Raw genomic sequence first — 16515 nt, forward strand, 5'->3', positions numbered from 1 at the left:
ATTTTATGAAGAAACTGTCTCTCTCTGCTGTCGCTCTGATCGGCCTGACAGCTGCTGCTGCTCCGGCTTTTGCTGCTGATGCCCATCATGCTCGCCATCACCATCATCATGGCAAGAAGTGCAACATGAAGCATGGCCAGAAGAAGGAAGACGGCAAGGCTCCGCAGGCTACTGAAGATCTGAACGCATCTTCCCTGCAGAAGTCCCAGCCTGCAGCTCCGGCTCCGGAAGCAGCTCCGGCCCAGCCTGCAGCTCCGGCTCCGGAAGCAGCTCCGGCCAACTGATCCAGGCCTGTTTCTGGCAGTGGAAAAGCGGTCCCGTCTGGGACCGCTTTTTTTATGATTCGTCCCTAAAAGATCAATGGGGCAGGAGAAGTGCGTAAAGGGACATGTCCGTGATGATGTGCTCGATATAGACTCGTGTTTCCTTATAGGGGATGAGGAGAATCCAGCGCAGCAGACTGTCTTCATCTTCACGTGTTGGAGACGTGGGGCTGCCTATTTCGTCCTGCCACTGCCTGGAGCGGCCAGGCCCGGCATTGTAGGCAGCCAGTGCGTAGGGCAAAACCTGACCGAACTGGGCCTGAAGGTCCTCCATGAAAAGGCTGCCGATCGTCGTGTTGATGTTGGGGGCCAGCAGGTCGGCAGGGGATGTCAGCTGATACGGTAGAGCATGGCGTTTTGCTGTCCGGATGGCTGTTGGCAGGAGAAGCTGCGTGAGGCCAAGTGCATGGCGGGGGCTGACAGCGTATTCATCCATGCTGCTTTCCTGGCGGATCAGGGCTGGCATGAGGCTCTGGGGCAGGGAAGTGGGAACCATGACACGGGGTGACGGATAGCCTCCCGGATAGAAGGCGATACCCTGCCGGGCCAGCTGTCGGGCCACGAGGATGGCGGGCTTGGGCAGGCCAAGTCTGGTTGAAAGGCGTGCTATGGCTGGCTGTCCCGCCCGGTCATCCTGTGTCCTGCCCTGAAGATAGGTCAGGAACAGGGTAGCATTCTGGTTGTCACCAGCCTGTTGCAGCCGTGTTGCTGCCGCCATCAGATCAGGTCGTGGCGACTTTCCTGCTGGTGGCATGGGGGGCAGAGCAGCCAGTTGCTGTTTCAGAAGTGCGAGGAAACGCATGTCCCGGTTGGTGGCCGAGAGAAATGCTGTGTGCGTCAATCGTGCCAGAGCCATTTGGCCGTAAAAGGTGGTCGGCAGGGTTGCTGCTTTCCTGAAGAGTGGTCCGGCCTGGTCCGGGTGCTGGCTTTCCAGACTTCGGGCCTGCCAGTAGAGCCCTGCGGCCCGGTGGTTCAGGTCTGTTTCTGCTGCCAGAGCCTTGAAATGTGGTGCAGCCCGGTTGGGGTCATGCAGCAGCATGAGGGCGATATATCCGGCCATCATGTGGCTGTCTTCGGTCTGGCTGGAGGCAGGTATGGTGTCCAGCAGGGCAAAACCCGTCAGTGCGGCATCATGTCTGCCGGAGCGTAACAGGGCCCGGACAAAATTTGTACGCTCGTCCTGCCATTGTGTGACCGTCGGCGGGGAGAGGGCACCGACGGACGTTGTGGGAAGCGGTTGCTGCCAGAGCTGGATGGCTTCATCCAGCCGGTCGTGAAGGCGCAGATATTTCAGTCGATAATAAACCAGCATGGCATCGCTGGAGGCATCCGTATTCTGGAAGGCAGCATCGGCGTCAGCCGTGGCAAAACGGTTGGCCAGCCGTGCTGTGAGGACAGGACGCAGAGCAGGAGGTGTTCGTTGAAGCTGCTCCCTGGCAAGGGTGACCGGGCCGTTGCGTTCCAGCCGCTCGTAGCGTTTCAGTTCATCATCGGCTGTCAGATGGGCTGAAAAACGGGTAAGGAAAAGCCCCTGTTCTGCCGGACCCATGTCTGTTTCCCGCCAGAGCCGACGTGCCTGGGTTGGGAGGTCCGGCAGAAAGGAGGCACAGGCGGCGAGAAGATCACTGCGCATGATGGGGAAGGCAGGACACAGGGCCTGACGTGCCTGCGCCGACGTTTCCATCAGCATGGCCCGTTCATACCGGCTTTCGATGCGTTTCTGCAACGGCCAGGCGGGTTGCTGGCGGAGAAAAGCCGCATAACGCTGGGCTGGGTAGGCCGTGCCTCCCGGGGCTGTCAGCGCTTTCCATTCATCCAGCCGGGATGGAGACGATGCGGATGGAACAGAAGGGGAAAGGCCGAGCTCTGCTTCCAGTGATCTGGAAGTGTCGCCCCATGCTGTCACGGCCGGAGCAGAACAGGCGAGGGCCAGAACACATCGGAGGATCGTCCGCCCCGGTCTGCCTGGCGGTTTAATGGACGTTCGGAAAGCGGATATCATGATAGCCTTGGTAAAGAAGGTGCAGGCTGAGGCCGAGCATGATCAGGACGCCAACCCAGCCCAGCCAGCGCATCCGCAACAGGAGGGTGGGCGTATGGATGACGCCGGCCGTGATGATCACGAGGGAAATGACGAGCCCGACAATGAGGATGATGTGGTGATGGATGGACACACAGGCGATGGCGAGAATATTGTCCAATCCGAGGGCGAGGTCCGCAATGATGATCTTGGGAATGGCCTCGGCCAGGCTGGTTGAGTGGCTGCTTGTCTCTTCCGGGACGGGGGACGTGAGGGCACGGTACAGTGTCCAGCTTGTCCAGAACAGCAGAACGCTGGCTACAAGTTTCGTGTAGGAAAAAATGAGGAGATCACTGAGGATCAGGGTCAGCCCGATCCTGAGAAATGCAGCCAGAGCCGTGCCGAAGATCAAAGCCTGCCGCCTGTAGCGCCGTATTTCTGCCTGTGTCTCGGAGGACTGGAAATTCTCATCGGTTCCGGTTGGTCTGATGCTGTCTATGATCTTCTTGAGGATGATCACGTTATAGCCGCTGAGGGCCAGATTCAGGAGGATGGTCAGACAGACCATCACGATGAAATGGAAAAGAGACATGATCACACGATCGTATTTGCAGTGTCCGGCCTGCCTTTGTCGGCCCTCCATTATAGCCAGAAATGTTTTCTGATGCAGTAAAATGATTTCTCCGGAGAAGATTGATAAAGACGGTTCTGCTTTCCTTCCTGTAAAAGCCGGTCTCTTTTCGCTGTCGGCTCTGGCAAGAGGGTACTGTTTGGGGTAAGCAGGGCTGGATTGCTTTTTCTGCAGGAGTTACGTCATGGTTCCCCGCTATTCGCGTCCTCGGATGACGGCCATCTGGTCACCGGTCAACCGTTACCGCATCTGGTTCGAGATTGAGGCTCTGGCCTGTGAGGCGCTTGCCAAGAGAGGGGAGATTCCGGAAGAAGCTGCCAGGATCATCCGCACGAAGGGTGATGAGGCCATGGCGGCATTCTCCGATGCTGATGTGGCCCGGATTGATGAGATTGAAGCCGAAACCCGCCATGACGTCATCGCCTTCCTGACATGGCTGGCAGAAAAGGTCGGACCGGAGAGCCGTTTTGTCCACATGGGCATGACATCCTCTGATGTCCTGGATACCTGTTTGGCCGTGCAGCTGACGCAGGCAGCCGATATTCTCCTGGAGGACATGGACATCCTTCTGGCTGCACTGAAGAAGCGTGCCCATGAGCACAAACATACCGTCACCATCGGGCGCAGTCACGGCATCCATGCTGAACCGATGAGCTTCGGTCAGAAGCTGGCCGGGCATTATGCCGAGTTTGCCCGCAACCGTCGCCGTCTTGAGGTGGCCCGTGAGGAAATCGCCGTCTGTGCCATTTCCGGTGCGGTGGGTACCTATGCCCATATCTCTCCCGAGGTGGAAGAATATGTGGCCAATCACCTGGGGCTGAAGGCGGAGGCTGTCTCCACGCAGGTGATCCCCCGTGACCGTCATGCGGCTTTTTTCTGCGCTCTGGGCGTGATCGCCAGCGGGATCGAGCGTCTGGCAACGGAAGTACGGCATCTCCAGCGCTCTGAGGTGCGTGAGGCAGAAGAATTCTTCCATGCCGGGCAGAAGGGCAGCTCGGCCATGCCCCACAAGCGGAACCCGGTCCTGTCCGAAAACCTGACGGGCCTGGCCCGTCTCATCCGCTCTTATGTCACTCCGGCGCTGGAGAATGTGGCCCTGTGGCACGAGCGTGACATCAGCCATTCCTCTGTGGAGCGGAACATCTGCCCGGATGGGACGGTCACGCTGGACTTCGCCCTGGCCCGCCTGTCCGGGATGATGGAGAAACTGGTGGTCTATCCAGACCAGATGCTTGCCAATGTGGAAAGCCTTGGTGGCGTGGTCCACTCTGGCGAGGTGCTGCTGGTTCTGGCCCGTGCTGGCATTTCCCGGGAGGATGCCTACCGGATCGTCCAGCGTGCCGCCATGGCAACATGGACGAAGCTCGGTACGCCAGAAGGCCGGACATTCCGTGAAAATCTGGAGGCTGATCCCGAGGTGGCCGGACGGGTCGAGAAGGCCGTGCTTGATGATGCTCTGGATCCCGCACGGCATCTCCGTGCAGTGGACCAGATATTTGCCCGCGTTTTTGGCTGAACAGCAGGGCCGGAGCTGCCGGCCTGATCTCAGGCTCGTCTAAGGGCGTCCAGCTGTGCTAGGCTGCCCGGACGACCTGTAGGTGCATCGATTAAGGATTGAATGACATGGCTCGCCGTCGTCAGATTTATGAGGGAAAAGCCAAGATCATTTTTGAAGGGCCGGAGCCGGGAACGGTCGTCCAGTACTTCAAGGATGATGCAACGGCAGGCAATGGGGCCAAGAGTGGCGTCATTACGGGCAAGGGTGTTCTCAACAACCGGATCAGCGAATATCTGATGCAGCGTCTGGGGGAGCTGGGCATTCCCACTCACTTTATCCGCAGCCTGAACATGCGCGAACAGCTGGTGCGGGAGGTGGAGATCATTCCGCTGGAGGTCGTGGTCCGCAATGTTGTGGCGGGGTCCCTTTCCAAGCGTTTTGCCCTGCCTGAAGGTGAGCGTCTGTCCCGGACCCTTGTGGAATATTATTACAAGAATGATGCGCTGAATGACCCGCTGGTTTCCGAAGAGCATATTGCCACATTCGGCTGGGCGCATCCGCAGGAGCTTGAGGAAATCCAGAGCCTCGCCCTGCGGGTGAACGACTTCCTATGCGGCCTGTTTACGGGTGTCGGGATCACGTTGATTGATTTCAAGCTGGAGTTCGGTCGTCTCTGGCAGGGGGACGAGATGAGGATAGTCCTGGCTGACGAGATTTCACCAGACAATTGTCGTCTGTGGGACAGCCGGACACAGGAGAAGATGGACAAGGACAGGTTCCGTCGGGACATGGGTGGCGTCGGTGAGGCCTATCAGGAAGTGGCACGTCGTCTGGGTATCCTTCCGGAACATGGCCAGGCTGAAAGCGTAGCTGCGGAGAGTGTGTGATGAAGGTTAGGGTGTTTGTTTCTCTGAAGGACGGTGTGCTGGATCCGCAGGGCAAGGCAGTAGAGCATGCGTTGCATTCTCTCGGGTTCGAGGGGGCATCTGATGTGCGGATCAGCCGTGTGGTGGATCTGTGCGTGAAGACTGACAGTGCAGAGGCGGCCAAGGAGAAGGGAGCTGAAATGGCTCGTGCTCTTCTGGCCAATGAGGTGATTGAGGATTTTCGGGTAGAGGTGGTTGGATGAAAAAGTCTGTTCGGCAGACAGGGCTTGCCCTGTTTTTCAGCATGGCATGCGTGTTCTTGGGGACTGCGGCTCACGCTCAGCGTATTTCATCTCTTTCAGGCGCTGAGCTGGAAAAGTTCTGCCAGAAAGAGTCCAAGCGGGCTGCCTGCGGGTCCTATCTGGCCGGTGTGGTCGATGGTGCTGCCTGGTCGCAGAGTTTTGGGGCTCTGGTCGGGGCACGCCCTGCGACGGCTTTCTGTCTGCCTGCGGGGATCAAGGGTATTCAGGTCCGGTCGCTTGTTGTCGGCTGGTTGGCTGGTCATGATGGCGTGGCCGCCCAGCCTGCCGGACGGGCCGTCTATCAGGCCCTTCATGCCAACTATGCCTGCCCTACGGGCATGGCCGGCATGTATGTTGAACAGAGGGCTGAAGCGCAGAATATTTCTTCTCTGCCGGGACGTGGCCTCGTCTCCATGTGCACGCATGAGAGTGGCCTGCTCGCCTGTGACGGCTATCTGGCCGGAACGATGGACAGTGAGGTCTGGGCCCGCAATTATTCCACGGTCGAGGGAGTCCATACACCGGTGGCTTTCTGTGTCCCGAAGGAAATCCGGGGAGCCCAGCTCCGGGCTTTGGTTGTCGGGTGGTATGCTGGTCATGAAGATGCCATGAACGAACCCGCCGGGCGTGGCATCTACCGGGCCCTGCATGACAACTATCCGTGCTCTTCCACGATACGGCCCATCGCCTCGGCACCAGCGGCTCAGTAGAGGACAGTAGACAGTCAATGAAAACAGGTATCGTCGTTTTTCCGGGCACCAATCGGGAGCGCGACATGGCTCAGGCCTTCCGGGTGGTATCCGGCCGGACACCTCAGATGCTCTGGCATCAGCAGGATAGTGTCGAAGGGTTTGACCTGATCGTCCTCCCCGGTGGGTTCAGCTTTGGGGACTATCTCCGTAGCGGTGCCATGGGGGCTCATTCACCGATCATGAAAGCCGTGCGCCAGTTCGCCGAGAAGGGTGGTTATGTCCTTGGTGTCTGCAATGGTTTCCAGATTCTGACGGAAGCCCAGATGTTGCCGGGGGCGCTCCTGCGTAATGCGGGGATGCGCTTCCTCTCGCAGGACTGTCACCTGAAGGTTGAAGGCCGTGACAGCATCTTCACGTCTGGCTGGAAGCATGGTGATGTTTTCCGTGCACCCATGGCCCATGGGGACGGCAACTACACGGCTGCGCCAGACGTGTTGGACCGTCTGGAGGGAGAAGGCCGTGTCGCTTTCCGTTACTGCACCGCAGAGGGGCAGGTGAAGGACGGGGACGAGCACGTAAACATGAATGGCAGTGCCCGGTCCATTGCCGGTGTGCTGAGTGAGAACCGCCGTGTCTGTGGTCTCATGCCGCACCCTGAAAATCTGACAGAGGAGATCCTTGGCGGCACGGACGGCTTGCCGCTCTTTAACGGGATCATGGAGGCACTGGGCTGATGACAGCAGCACCTGTTGATATCGAGCTTGCACGCTCTTTCGGCCTGAAAGATGACGAATATGAGACGGTGCTGAACATCATGGGACGGACGCCGAGCCTGACAGAGCTTGGCATTTTCTCCGTCATGTGGTCGGAGCACTGTTCCTACAAGTCATCCCGTCTTCACCTCAAGACATTGCCCACCAAGGCTCCATGGGTCATCCACGGTCCGGGTGAGAATGCCGGTGTGATTGATATTGGAGAAGGCTTGGCCGCCGTCTTCAAGATGGAAAGTCACAATCATCCGTCATTCATTGAACCCTATCAGGGAGCCGCAACGGGTGTTGGTGGTATCCTGCGTGATGTGTTCACCATGGGTGCCCGCCCCATAGCCAACCTGAATGCCCTGCGCTTTGGTGATGCCTCCCACAAGGATACCAAGCGTGTGGTGGATGGTGTCGTGCGCGGTATTGGTGGCTATGGCAACTGCATGGGGGTACCGACCGTTGGCGGTGAGGTGAACTTCCATTCTTCCTATAACTGCAATCCGCTGGTCAATGCGATGACGGTCGGGATTGCCCGGCAGGACCGTATCTTTCTTTCAGCTGCGGCAGGTGTAGGTAATCCGGTTGTTTATGTCGGCTCCAAGACGGGGCGTGACGGGATTCATGGTGCCACCATGTCTTCAGCGGAGTTTGATTCCGAATCAAGCTCCAAACGTCCGACCGTGCAGGTGGGGGATCCCTTCACCGAGAAACTTCTGCTGGAGGCGTGTCTGGAGCTGATGGCCACCGATGCGGTGATTTCCATTCAGGACATGGGGGCAGCGGGCCTGACTTCATCTGCCGTGGAAATGGCCAGCAAGGGTGGTGTCGGGATTGATCTGGAGCTGGATCATGTCCCGCAGCGTGAGCCCAACATGCATGCCTATGAGATGATGCTTTCCGAGAGTCAGGAACGCATGCTCATGGTGCTGCGTCCTGACAGAACGGAAGAAGCTCGCCGGATTTTCGAGAAGTGGGAACTGGATTTTGCCATTGTCGGAAAGCTGACTGACAGTGGACGCATCATCGTGCGGCATAATGGAAAGGTTGAAGCGGATATTCCTCTCGGTCCGCTGGCCGATGAGGCTCCGATCTATGACCGGCCTACGGTGGTGTATGAACGGCAGCCTGCTCTGGTGGCGCCTGCTGATCCATGTGGAATAGAGGCAGGACTCTGCCGCCTTCTGGCGGGTGCCAATGGGGCCTCCCGTGCATGGATATGGAACCAGTATGACAGCGGCGTGGGCGGGCAGACTGTCCAGCGTCCCGGTGGGGCTGATGCGGCCATCGTCCGGGTGGAAGGGACTGACCGTGCTCTCGCCATGACGACCGACTGCACACCACGGTACGGTCAGGCTGATCCGTATGTTGGGGGAGCTCAGGCCGTGCTGGAAGTGTGGCGGAACCTGACAGCCACAGGTGCCACACCATTGGCCATGACGGACAATCTCAATTTTGCCAGCCCGGAAAATCCACGTATCATGGCGCAGTTCGTCGAGGCTGTGAAGGGGATTGGCGATGCGGGGCGTGCTCTGGACTTCCCGGTCGTCAGCGGCAATGTCTCCCTGTATAATGAGACCCGTGGTGATGATGGTTCGGTGACGGCCATTCAGCCAGCTCCTGTGATTGGTGGTGTCGGTGTTCTGGATGATGTCCGGAAGGCCGTTGGTCTGGCCATGCCGCAGGACGGTGAGCTTCTTCTGGTTGGTGAGACCAGGGGGGAGCTGGGTCAGTCCATCTGGCTGAAGGAAATCCTGGGTCGTGAGGAAGGGGCCCCGCCGGCTGTTGATTTTACGGCAGAGCGGCGCAATGGCGACTTCGTGCGTGAGCAGATCCAGAAAGGTCTTGTCGAAGCCTGTCATGATGTGTCAGACGGCGGCCTGATCGTTGCTTTGGCTGAGATGGCCATGGCAGGTGAGAGGGGATGCATCCTTGAAAAAGGACCGGCCGGACTGGCGGAGCATGTCTACTGGTTTGCTGAGGATCAGGCCCGGTATGTACTGGCCACGAAGCAGGCTGATGCAGTGCTGGAGGCTGCACAGGCGGCTGGTGTACCGGTATCCCGCTTGGGCCGTATCGGCGGTGATGTGTTGAAGCTTGATGGCGTCATGGCGGTATCGGTTGAACATCTCCGTAAGCAGCATGCCTCTTTCTTCCCCCGTTTCATGGGGCAGAAAGAGGAGGATGCTCCGGTCGTGCATCTGGATGAAATATCCTGAGGAAACGAAGAGTAAGGAGGCTTCGGCCATGATGACAGCAGAAGAGATAGAGAAGACCCTCCGGGCTGCTTTTCCTGATGCCGAGATTGTGGTTGAAGACCTCGCAGGTGATGGCGACCATTTTGCCTGTGAGGTCGTCAGCGAGGCATTTCGTGGTGTGCCACGGGTAAAGCAGCACAAGCTGGTTTATGAAGCTTTCGGGGACCGTGTCGGAACAGAGCTTCATGCTCTGGCCGTCAAGACACGTATTCCTGGTTGATCGAGAGGACATGATCAAATGAATGAGGCTGTTTTTCAGACCATCCAGTCCCTGGTGGACAAGAATCCCGTCATGCTCTTCATGAAGGGCGACAAGCAGTTTCCGCAATGTGGGTTCTCTGCTCGTGTTGTGCAGATTCTTACCCATGTGGGTGTGGATTTTGAAACGGAGAATGTGCTGGAAAGTCCGGAGATGCGTCAGGGTATCAAGGATTTTTCCCAGTGGCCGACAATTCCACAGCTTTATGTGAAGGGTGAGTTCATTGGCGGGTGTGACATCGTGACGGACATGTACCAGAGCGGTGAGCTGGAGAGCCTTCTGGCAGAGAAGGGCCTGCTGAAAAACGGGGACTGATTTCAGAGCAGGATGGTCCTCATTAAATAAAGGTCAGCGTAGGCTTCCAACGTTGCTTTCTTCATCCTGTTGTGATTAGAGTTGCCCATTATTTGTAGAATGAGGTCCATCCCTGTTGTAGCGGCTTGGGGTAAAGGTGGAGGGTTGATGACATGGTGAAATCCCTTAAGGGAGGGGTTCTTTTTGGGCTTCTGGGGTTTGTGGGGCTGGCGTCTGCTCCTTCTGCCCATGCAGATCGTATCCTGACAGAGCATGAGGCGAGCAAGCTGACATTCAGTGCGCTCATCGCCCCGCCATCGGCCTTTCATCATGTGACGGTTGCCCGTCGGGCAGCGTTCCATGCACGTGGCGCTGTGCCGACCCGTCTGGCCGCTTCACATTATCATCGGGCTGTTGCTGTCCGGACCGTGGCTTTCCATGGCCATGTTGTCAGCAGGCATCAGCGGAATACGCATCATCGCCGCGGGTGAGCCTGTCTCCCTGTGAGCATGAAAATGGGAAACCCCGCAGGCTGAATTGGCCTTTGTGGGGTTTCTTTTTGTTCGGATGAAGTGGTCAGTATAGACGGAGGGCATCCTCTATCTGTTCAATGCGTCCCGTCTTATCGATGACCAGCACATCCAGCCGGGTATTGGGGCGCTGCCAGTCTGGTTTTGTCTCGAGAATGAAGGCAAAAGCCCGGAGCAGGCGTTGGCTCTGTTGGGGCGAAAGAGCGTACCGGGCTTCGCTCAGGGTTGTGCGTTGCTTGACCTCAATGGCAAGAAGCCACTCATCATTGGCGACAAGGAGGTCGATTTCTCCGCAGGGAGTTCGTAGCCTTCTTGCCAAGGGGGTATACCCTTGTCTGGCCAGAAATTCTGCAGCAGCATCTTCAGCCTGTTTACCTGCCTGATAGGCCAAGCTACCCCGCTTCCTGCGGTGAGGAGGCGGGGTGAGAGAAGATGGTTTAGCGGGCACGCAGCAGACGGGCTGCTTCGACAGCAAAATAGGTGAGGATGCCGTGGCAGCCGGCACGACGGAAGGCCATGAGACTTTCCAGAATGGTCTTCTCACGGTCCAGCCAGCCATTCTCAATGGCGGCCATGATCATGGAATATTCACCGGAGACCTGGTAGGCGAATGTCGGTGCGGCAAAACTGTCACGCACCCGGCGGATGATGTCCAGATAAGGCATCCCTGGTTTGACCATGATCATGTCGGCCCCTTCTGCAAGGTCCATGGCAACTTCGCGCAGGGCTTCATCACTATTGGCGGGGTCCATCTGGTAGCTTTTCTTGTCTCCGCCGAGCAGGGCATCGGAGCCCAGAGCGTTGCGGAACGGACCGTAGAATGCAGATGCATACTTGGCTGCATAGGCCATGATGCGGGTTGTCTGGTACCCATTTTCATCCAGAGTGGAGCGGATGGCCCGGACGCGCCCATCCATCATGTCGGAGGGAGCAATGATGTCGATGCCGGCCTCTGCCTGGTTGAGGGCCTGTTTGCGAAGAACCTCAACGGACTCATCATTCAGAATCTGTCCATCCCGTACTAGGCCATCATGCCCGTGGGAGGTGTAGGGGTCCAGAGCCACATCCCCGACGAGAGCAAGCCCGGGATAGGCGGCTTTCAGTATCCGGGCAGCACGGCACATCAGGTTGCTGGGGTTCAGGGCTTCCGTTCCCATCTCGTCACGTTTTTCCATGGGCGTAACGGGGAAGAGAGCGACAGCTGGTATGCCCAGCTCGACAGCGGGGCGGACATGCTCCGCTAGTAGATCGAGACTCACACGTTCCACGCCCGGCATGGCCTGTACTTTCTGACGCTGTTTTTCGCCCTCACAGACAAAAATTGGCCAGATCAGATTATCGACATGCAGGTGTGTTTCGCTGACAAGGCGGCGTGTGGCGTCATCGTGACGATTGCGACGCAGGCGGGTGTGGGGAAAAGAATGTATCATCATGCAGGCATGATGCCTGTTGAAATCCCGTATGACCAGACCCCATAAAAAAAGCCACCCTCGCAGGAGGGTGGCTTCATGGAGGAGATGGTGGCTTTCAGTGGTGTGTATGTTTGAGGCGGCTGCGGTGCAGACCATAAACGGCGTAGATTCCAAGGCCGACCAAGAGCCAGAGGGCCAGCCTGATCCATGTCATGATGTCCATGGAAAGCATGACGGTTCCGCAGGACAGGATACCGAGGATGGGGACGAGGAATGGCCCCCCCGGTGTCTTGAAGCGACGCACTGCATTCGGTTGACGGAGGCGCAGGACCATTACACCGAAACAGACAATGATGAAGGCGAGCAGTGTCCCGATGGAGGTCATCTTGCCAAGGATGTCGATGGGCAGGCAGGCTGCCAGAATGCTCGCCACCACGGCTGTGATGATATGTGAGGACCACGGTGTCCGGCTGCGTCTGTTCAGGGTTTCGAAGAGGGAGGGAAGAAGGCCGTCTCTGGCCATGGAGAGACAGATGCGGCTTTGGCCCATGAGCAGCCCATAGATGACGGAGATATACCCCAAGGCTATGCCGAAGGTTATCAGGGCAGAGAACCAGGGGATATGCAGGCTGTGCAGGACCGTGGCGACCGGGTTGGGGTCATGCAGCATGGCCCGGTAATTGACGACACCGACAATCACAAAGGAAAAAATGGCGTAGATGACGGCGGCCAGCACCAGGCTGCCCAATACGCTCAGGGGGATGTTGCGCTGGGGGTTGTGGCTGTCCTGCGCCGCTGTGGAGACAATATCAAAACCGATATAGGCGAAGAAAATGAGCCCCGCAGCCCGCATCACGCCACTTGCGCCGAACTGTCCGAACTGCCCTGTATTGGCCGGAATGAAAGGGTGCAGGTTGGCAGCGCTGATGTGTGGCAGGCAGATGACCGTCACGCTTCCGATAATCAGCAGCTTGAGAGCCACGATGGCCATGTTGATCTTGCTGGAGCCCCTGGTGCCACACATCAGCAGGCAGGTGACGGCACAGATGATGAAGACGGCAGGAGCATTGAACCAGGCGCGGACGAACTGCCCGTCCGACGTCATGATGGAGGCACCGGTAGGGGCCAGCAGGCGGGGATCCAGCGAAATGCCGATTTCATGCATCAGGCTGGCAAAATAGCCTGACCAGCTGGCTGCTACCGTGGAAGCGTTTACCGTATATTCCAGGATAAGATCCCAGCCGATGATCCAGGCGATACCTTCCCCCATGGAGGTATAGGCGTAGGTGTAGGCGGACCCGGCCTCGGGAATCATTCCGGCGAGTTCGGCATAGCAGAGACCGGCAAAAGCGCAGGCGATGGCGGCGATCATGAAGGAAAGCGTCACGGCAGGGCCGGCATACTGCCCTGCGGCCACGCCCGTCATGGAGAACAGGCCAGCACCGACAGTGACACCAACACCCAGGGCAATCAGCTGCCACGGCCCCAGTACACGATGTAGCCCTGTTTCGGGGGCTGCCGCCTGGGATATTGGTTTGGTACGCCAGAAAGGCCGTCTCATGTACTTTGCTCCACGATGTTTCGGTGTCGTCCAGAACAGGAGGACGGCCGTTCAGCCGTTCGTCCTGAGATGACTGTGCCGTATGCTATAAGCGAAATAGATGACAGCACCAATGACCAACCAGATAATTAGACGCATCCATGTGATCAGGCTCATGGAGAGCATGACACTGCCGCAGGAGATGATGCCCAGGCAGGGGATCAGAAGCGGCCCTCCGGGCAGGCGAAAGGTGCGGGGCGCATCGGGAGATGTGAAACGCAGGGCGATGACACCTGCGCAGACAATCACGAAGGCTGTCAGGGTTCCGATGGATGCCATGTTGGCCAGCACATTGATGGGCAGGCAGCAGGCCAGTACGCCACTGACAAGGAAGCTGAGCATGTGGCTGGGCACCGGCGTATGGCTTTTCGGGTGCATCCGGCGGAAGAAGGTGGGCAGCAGGCCATCCTGGGACATGCTCATCAGGATGCGGCTCTGGCCCATCAGCAGGCCATAGACGACAGACACATAGCCCAGACAGATGCCGCCTTTGATGAGCAGGCTGAGCCACGGGATGTTGACGACATCCATGACGGTAGCCACGGGGCTGGGGTCATGGGCGAAGTGGTGGTAGTCCACCACGCCAACCAGCACGGCCGATACGATGACATAGACGGTTGCACAGATGATCTGGCTGCCCAGGATGGCGAAGGGCATGGAACGCTGGGGGTTCTTTGTGTCCTGCGCCGCCGTGGAGACGATGTCGAACCCGATATAGGCGAGAAAGGCCATCCCGGCTGCCCGCATGACACCACTGAAGCCAAAATCCCCATAATGTCCTCCGTTGGGGGGGATGAAGGGATGAAAATGTGCCAGTTGGACATAGGGGATGCAGGCAACGGTCAGGCCGACCAGCACGCAGATTTTGATGCCCACGATGAGCGCATTCATCCAGGAGGATTCTTTCATGCCCCGTGTCAGCATGATGGTGACCAGCCAGAGGATGAACAGGCAGGGAGCATTGAACCACGCATGGGCCTTGTGGCCGTCGGGCAGTTCAACCAGCGTCATGGGCGGGTTCAGGAGCCGTGGATCGATGACAATGCCCCAATCCCGGAGGAAGGAGGTCATGTAGCCGGACCAGCTGGAGGCGACGGCCGCCGTGCTGACGGTATATTCAAGGATCAGGTCCCACCCGATGACCCAGGCAACGAATTCACCGAGGGCGGCATAGGCGTAGGAGTAGGCCGATCCGCCAGAGGGGATCATGCCTGCCAGTTCGGCATAGCAGAGACCGGCAAAGCTGGCGGCAACCGCAGCGATGAGGAAGGCGAGCGGAATGGCCGGGCCGGCATAAAGTCCTGCTGCCACACCTGTGAGGGAAAAAAGACCGGCCCCTATGGTTACACCCACTCCAATGGCGATGAGCTGCCACGTCCCGAAGATGCGCTTCAGTCCGGTGGATGGAGGAGTGGAAGAGGTGATGGCCTTTTTGCGCCACAGGGATGACATCATGGGGAAGAAGATCTCATGTCCGGTCGTTTCTGGTCTGCCCCGGATGCGGTATCCTTTGCGGGGAACCGCATCCAGGGTGATCTCTCTTCTATGGAAGAATATTATAAATTTCCACCCTGTTTTGTAGAATTGTTGCGTAGTCTACTTTTCCTGATGCCATAAGCGAAATAGACGCAGAAGCCGACTGCCAGCCAGAGGATCAGACGCATCCATGTGAGCGGGCTCATGGATCCCATGACGATCCCGCAGGAAATGATCCCCAGCAGGGGCACGGCGAACGGCCCGCCCGGCACCTGGAAGCTGCGTGGTGCCTCCGGTGCCCGGAAGCGCAGGGCCGTCACGCCGGCACAGACGATGACGAAGGCGAGCAGGGTGCCGATGGAGGTCATCTCCCCCAACGTGGCGATGGGGACGCAGCCCGTCAGCACGGCGGCCGTTGCCGCAGTGATGATATGGGCCGTCCAGGGCGTGCTGGTGCCTTTGTGCAGTCTGGCAAGGAAGGGGGGCAGAAGGCCGTCATCGGCCATGTTCATGGCAATCCGGCTCTGCCCGATGAGCAGGCCGAACAGCACGGAGATGAAACCGAAGGTGATGCCGATTTTCACCAGCACGGCCATCCATGGCATATGAATCTTGTCCATGGCCGTGGCAACGGGGCTGGGGTCATGGGCGAGGGCACGATAGTCCACCACACCAAGAAGGATGGTGGAGAAAACGACATAGATGACAGCACAGGTCAGCAGGCTCCCCAGAATGCCGATCGGCATGTTGCGCTGGGGGTTCTTCGTGTCCTGTGCGGCGGTGGACACGATGTCGATGCCCACATAGGCAAAAAAGGCCATGCCAGCAGCCCGCATGATGCCGCTGATCCCGAATTCTCCGAATTTCCCCGTATTGGCCGGGATGAAGGGGTGGAAATTGCTGGTATCGACAAAAGGCGTGCAGACGATGATCAGGCCGACGATGACGAGAATCTTTACCAGCACGACCAGCGAGTTGAGACGGACGGAGAAGTTTGTGCCCCGCATCAGCATCAGGGTGATGATGAAGAGAAGCAACATTCCCGGTGCGTTGCACCACGCATGGGCGGTGTGACCATCCGGCATGACGACATCCGTCATTGGTGGTGCAAGCAGTCTCGGGTCAATGATGATGTTCCATCCCTTCAGCAGGGAGGCGATGTAGCCCGAAGCACTGGAGGCGACGGCCGCCGCCCCGACCGTATATTCCAGAATCAGGTCCCAGCCGATGATCCAGGCGACAATTTCACCCAGTCCGGCGTAGGCGTAGGCATAGGCGGACCCGCCGGAGGGCAGCATCCCGGCCAGCTCGGCATAGCAGAGCCCAGCGAAGCTGGCGGCGATGGCGGCGATGAGGAAAGAGATGATGACTGCCGGGCCGGCATTCTGTCCGGCAGCAACGCCTGTAAGGGAAAAGAGACCCGTGCCAACGGTGACGCCAACACCCATGGCGATGAGACGCCAGGGGCCGAACACCCTTTTCAGTCCACTGTTCTGACTTTCTGGAGGGGGGACTTGTTTGGTCTGCCAGAAGGGCAAGGTCATTGGTGGGTCTCTCGCATTTTTTAAACGTAATTAACCTGCGACGATAGACGCG

Annotated in this window: 17 protein-coding genes; 10 read left to right on the plus strand and 7 right to left on the minus strand. The window is 58.3% G+C overall.

Features of this window, described 5'->3' with window-relative positions; all coding sequences use genetic code 11:
- The first annotated feature begins 5 nt into the window (after positions 1-5).
- A complete protein-coding gene (locus CPA54_RS02520) occupies positions 6-284 on the plus strand; it encodes a hypothetical protein (RefSeq protein WP_043560331.1) in 279 nt (92 codons plus the stop codon).
- Between the two features lie 73 nt (positions 285-357).
- Here the strand turns inward: CPA54_RS02520 and CPA54_RS02525 are convergent, their stop codons facing one another.
- Positions 358-2325 (minus strand): lytic transglycosylase domain-containing protein, encoded by a 1968-nt coding sequence (locus CPA54_RS02525; protein WP_249085477.1) that lies wholly within the window; start codon positions 2323-2325, stop codon positions 358-360.
- A complete protein-coding gene (locus CPA54_RS02530) occupies positions 2297-2935 on the minus strand; it encodes a TerC family protein (RefSeq protein ID WP_249085478.1) in 639 nt (212 codons plus the stop codon). Before CPA54_RS02530 ends, CPA54_RS02525 begins: the two co-directional genes overlap by 29 nt.
- Before the next feature lie 223 nt (positions 2936-3158).
- Here CPA54_RS02530 and purB point away from each other — a divergent pair, with 223 nt between their 5' ends.
- The 9 genes from purB to CPA54_RS02575 all read left to right on the plus strand — a co-directional run bounded on the left by purB (position 3159) and on the right by CPA54_RS02575 (position 10392).
- Positions 3159-4490 (plus strand): adenylosuccinate lyase, encoded by a 1332-nt coding sequence (purB, locus tag CPA54_RS02535; RefSeq protein WP_043560325.1) that lies wholly within the window; start codon positions 3159-3161, stop codon positions 4488-4490.
- Positions 4491-4597: 107 nt separating this feature from the next.
- Positions 4598-5359: a phosphoribosylaminoimidazolesuccinocarboxamide synthase gene (gene purC / locus CPA54_RS02540; RefSeq protein WP_043560324.1), complete on the plus strand. Its 762-nt coding sequence runs from the start codon at positions 4598-4600 to the stop codon at positions 5357-5359.
- Positions 5359-5601, plus strand: coding sequence for a phosphoribosylformylglycinamidine synthase subunit PurS (gene purS / locus CPA54_RS02545; protein ID WP_043560321.1), 243 nt, complete (start codon positions 5359-5361; stop codon positions 5599-5601). Before purC ends, purS begins: the two co-directional genes overlap by 1 nt.
- Positions 5598-6350, plus strand: a complete 753-nt coding sequence (locus CPA54_RS02550) for a Rap1a/Tai family immunity protein (protein ID WP_052349075.1) — start codon at positions 5598-5600, stop codon at positions 6348-6350. Before purS ends, CPA54_RS02550 begins: the two co-directional genes overlap by 4 nt.
- Positions 6351-6367: 17 nt before the next feature.
- Positions 6368-7066, plus strand: coding sequence for a phosphoribosylformylglycinamidine synthase subunit PurQ (purQ, locus tag CPA54_RS02555; protein ID WP_043560318.1), 699 nt, complete (start codon positions 6368-6370; stop codon positions 7064-7066).
- Positions 7066-9309, plus strand: coding sequence for a phosphoribosylformylglycinamidine synthase subunit PurL (gene purL, locus CPA54_RS02560; RefSeq protein WP_249085479.1), 2244 nt, complete (start codon positions 7066-7068; stop codon positions 9307-9309). The genes purQ and purL overlap by 1 nt, the downstream gene beginning before the upstream one ends.
- 31 nt (positions 9310-9340) lie before the next feature.
- Positions 9341-9568 (plus strand): BolA/IbaG family iron-sulfur metabolism protein, encoded by a 228-nt coding sequence (locus tag CPA54_RS02565; protein ID WP_081563465.1) that lies wholly within the window; start codon positions 9341-9343, stop codon positions 9566-9568.
- Positions 9569-9586: 18 nt separating this feature from the next.
- The gene (gene grxD, locus CPA54_RS02570; RefSeq protein WP_043560315.1) at positions 9587-9922 is read left to right on the plus strand and encodes a Grx4 family monothiol glutaredoxin; all 336 of its coding nucleotides are present in this window, start codon (positions 9587-9589) and stop codon (positions 9920-9922) included.
- A 152-nt stretch (positions 9923-10074) separates the two neighbouring features.
- Positions 10075-10392, plus strand: coding sequence for a hypothetical protein (locus CPA54_RS02575; RefSeq protein ID WP_043560313.1), 318 nt, complete (start codon positions 10075-10077; stop codon positions 10390-10392).
- Between the two features lie 85 nt (positions 10393-10477).
- Here CPA54_RS02575 and CPA54_RS09170 read toward each other — a convergent pair whose 3' ends face one another.
- From CPA54_RS09170 to CPA54_RS02600, 5 genes are all read right to left on the minus strand, one after another.
- The gene (locus CPA54_RS09170; protein ID WP_349292449.1) at positions 10478-10975 is read right to left on the minus strand and encodes a YraN family protein; all 498 of its coding nucleotides are present in this window, start codon (positions 10973-10975) and stop codon (positions 10478-10480) included.
- Positions 10869-11864, minus strand: coding sequence for a porphobilinogen synthase (gene hemB / locus CPA54_RS02585; protein ID WP_043560310.1), 996 nt, complete (start codon positions 11862-11864; stop codon positions 10869-10871). The genes CPA54_RS09170 and hemB overlap by 107 nt, the downstream gene beginning before the upstream one ends.
- Positions 11865-11958: 94 nt before the next feature.
- Positions 11959-13404 (minus strand): amino acid permease, encoded by a 1446-nt coding sequence (locus CPA54_RS02590; RefSeq protein ID WP_081563106.1) that lies wholly within the window; start codon positions 13402-13404, stop codon positions 11959-11961.
- A gap of 51 nt (positions 13405-13455) precedes the next feature.
- A complete protein-coding gene (locus CPA54_RS02595; protein ID WP_043560304.1) occupies positions 13456-14898 on the minus strand; it encodes an APC family permease in 1443 nt (480 codons plus the stop codon).
- Between the two features lie 101 nt (positions 14899-14999).
- Positions 15000-16463, minus strand: a complete 1464-nt coding sequence (locus CPA54_RS02600; protein WP_086431021.1) for an APC family permease — start codon at positions 16461-16463, stop codon at positions 15000-15002.
- Positions 16464-16515: the final 52 nt, after the last annotated feature.

Origin of the sequence: Parasaccharibacter sp. TMW2.1890 (assembly GCF_023337645.1) — a bacterium.
Lineage (GTDB): Bacteria > Pseudomonadota > Alphaproteobacteria > Acetobacterales > Acetobacteraceae > Bombella > Bombella apis.

Excerpts from the sequence above, each read along its gene's own strand:
- hemB (WP_043560310.1), bottom strand. The coding sequence starts at position 11,864 with ATGATGATACATTCTTTTCCCCACACCCGCCTGCGTCGCAATCGTCAC.
- CPA54_RS02595 (WP_043560304.1), bottom strand. The coding sequence starts at position 14,898 with ATGATGTCATCCCTGTGGCGCAAAAAGGCCATCACCTCTTCCACTCCT.
- CPA54_RS02550 (WP_052349075.1), top strand. The coding sequence starts at position 5,598 with ATGAAAAAGTCTGTTCGGCAGACAGGGCTTGCCCTGTTTTTCAGCATG.
- purS (WP_043560321.1), top strand. The coding sequence starts at position 5,359 with ATGAAGGTTAGGGTGTTTGTTTCTCTGAAGGACGGTGTGCTGGATCCG.
- grxD (WP_043560315.1), top strand. The coding sequence starts at position 9,587 with ATGAATGAGGCTGTTTTTCAGACCATCCAGTCCCTGGTGGACAAGAAT.
- purL (WP_249085479.1), top strand. The coding sequence starts at position 7,066 with ATGACAGCAGCACCTGTTGATATCGAGCTTGCACGCTCTTTCGGCCTG.
- CPA54_RS02530 (WP_249085478.1), bottom strand. The coding sequence starts at position 2,935 with ATGTCTCTTTTCCATTTCATCGTGATGGTCTGTCTGACCATCCTCCTG.
- CPA54_RS02600 (WP_086431021.1), bottom strand. The coding sequence starts at position 16,463 with ATGACCTTGCCCTTCTGGCAGACCAAACAAGTCCCCCCTCCAGAAAGT.
- CPA54_RS02590 (WP_081563106.1), bottom strand. The coding sequence starts at position 13,404 with ATGAGACGGCCTTTCTGGCGTACCAAACCAATATCCCAGGCGGCAGCC.
- purB (WP_043560325.1), top strand. The coding sequence starts at position 3,159 with ATGGTTCCCCGCTATTCGCGTCCTCGGATGACGGCCATCTGGTCACCG.
- purC (WP_043560324.1), top strand. The coding sequence starts at position 4,598 with ATGGCTCGCCGTCGTCAGATTTATGAGGGAAAAGCCAAGATCATTTTT.
- purQ (WP_043560318.1), top strand. The coding sequence starts at position 6,368 with ATGAAAACAGGTATCGTCGTTTTTCCGGGCACCAATCGGGAGCGCGAC.
- CPA54_RS02565 (WP_081563465.1), top strand. The coding sequence starts at position 9,341 with ATGACAGCAGAAGAGATAGAGAAGACCCTCCGGGCTGCTTTTCCTGAT.
- CPA54_RS02575 (WP_043560313.1), top strand. The coding sequence starts at position 10,075 with ATGGTGAAATCCCTTAAGGGAGGGGTTCTTTTTGGGCTTCTGGGGTTT.
- CPA54_RS02525 (WP_249085477.1), bottom strand. The coding sequence starts at position 2,325 with ATGATATCCGCTTTCCGAACGTCCATTAAACCGCCAGGCAGACCGGGG.
- CPA54_RS02520 (WP_043560331.1), top strand. The coding sequence starts at position 6 with ATGAAGAAACTGTCTCTCTCTGCTGTCGCTCTGATCGGCCTGACAGCT.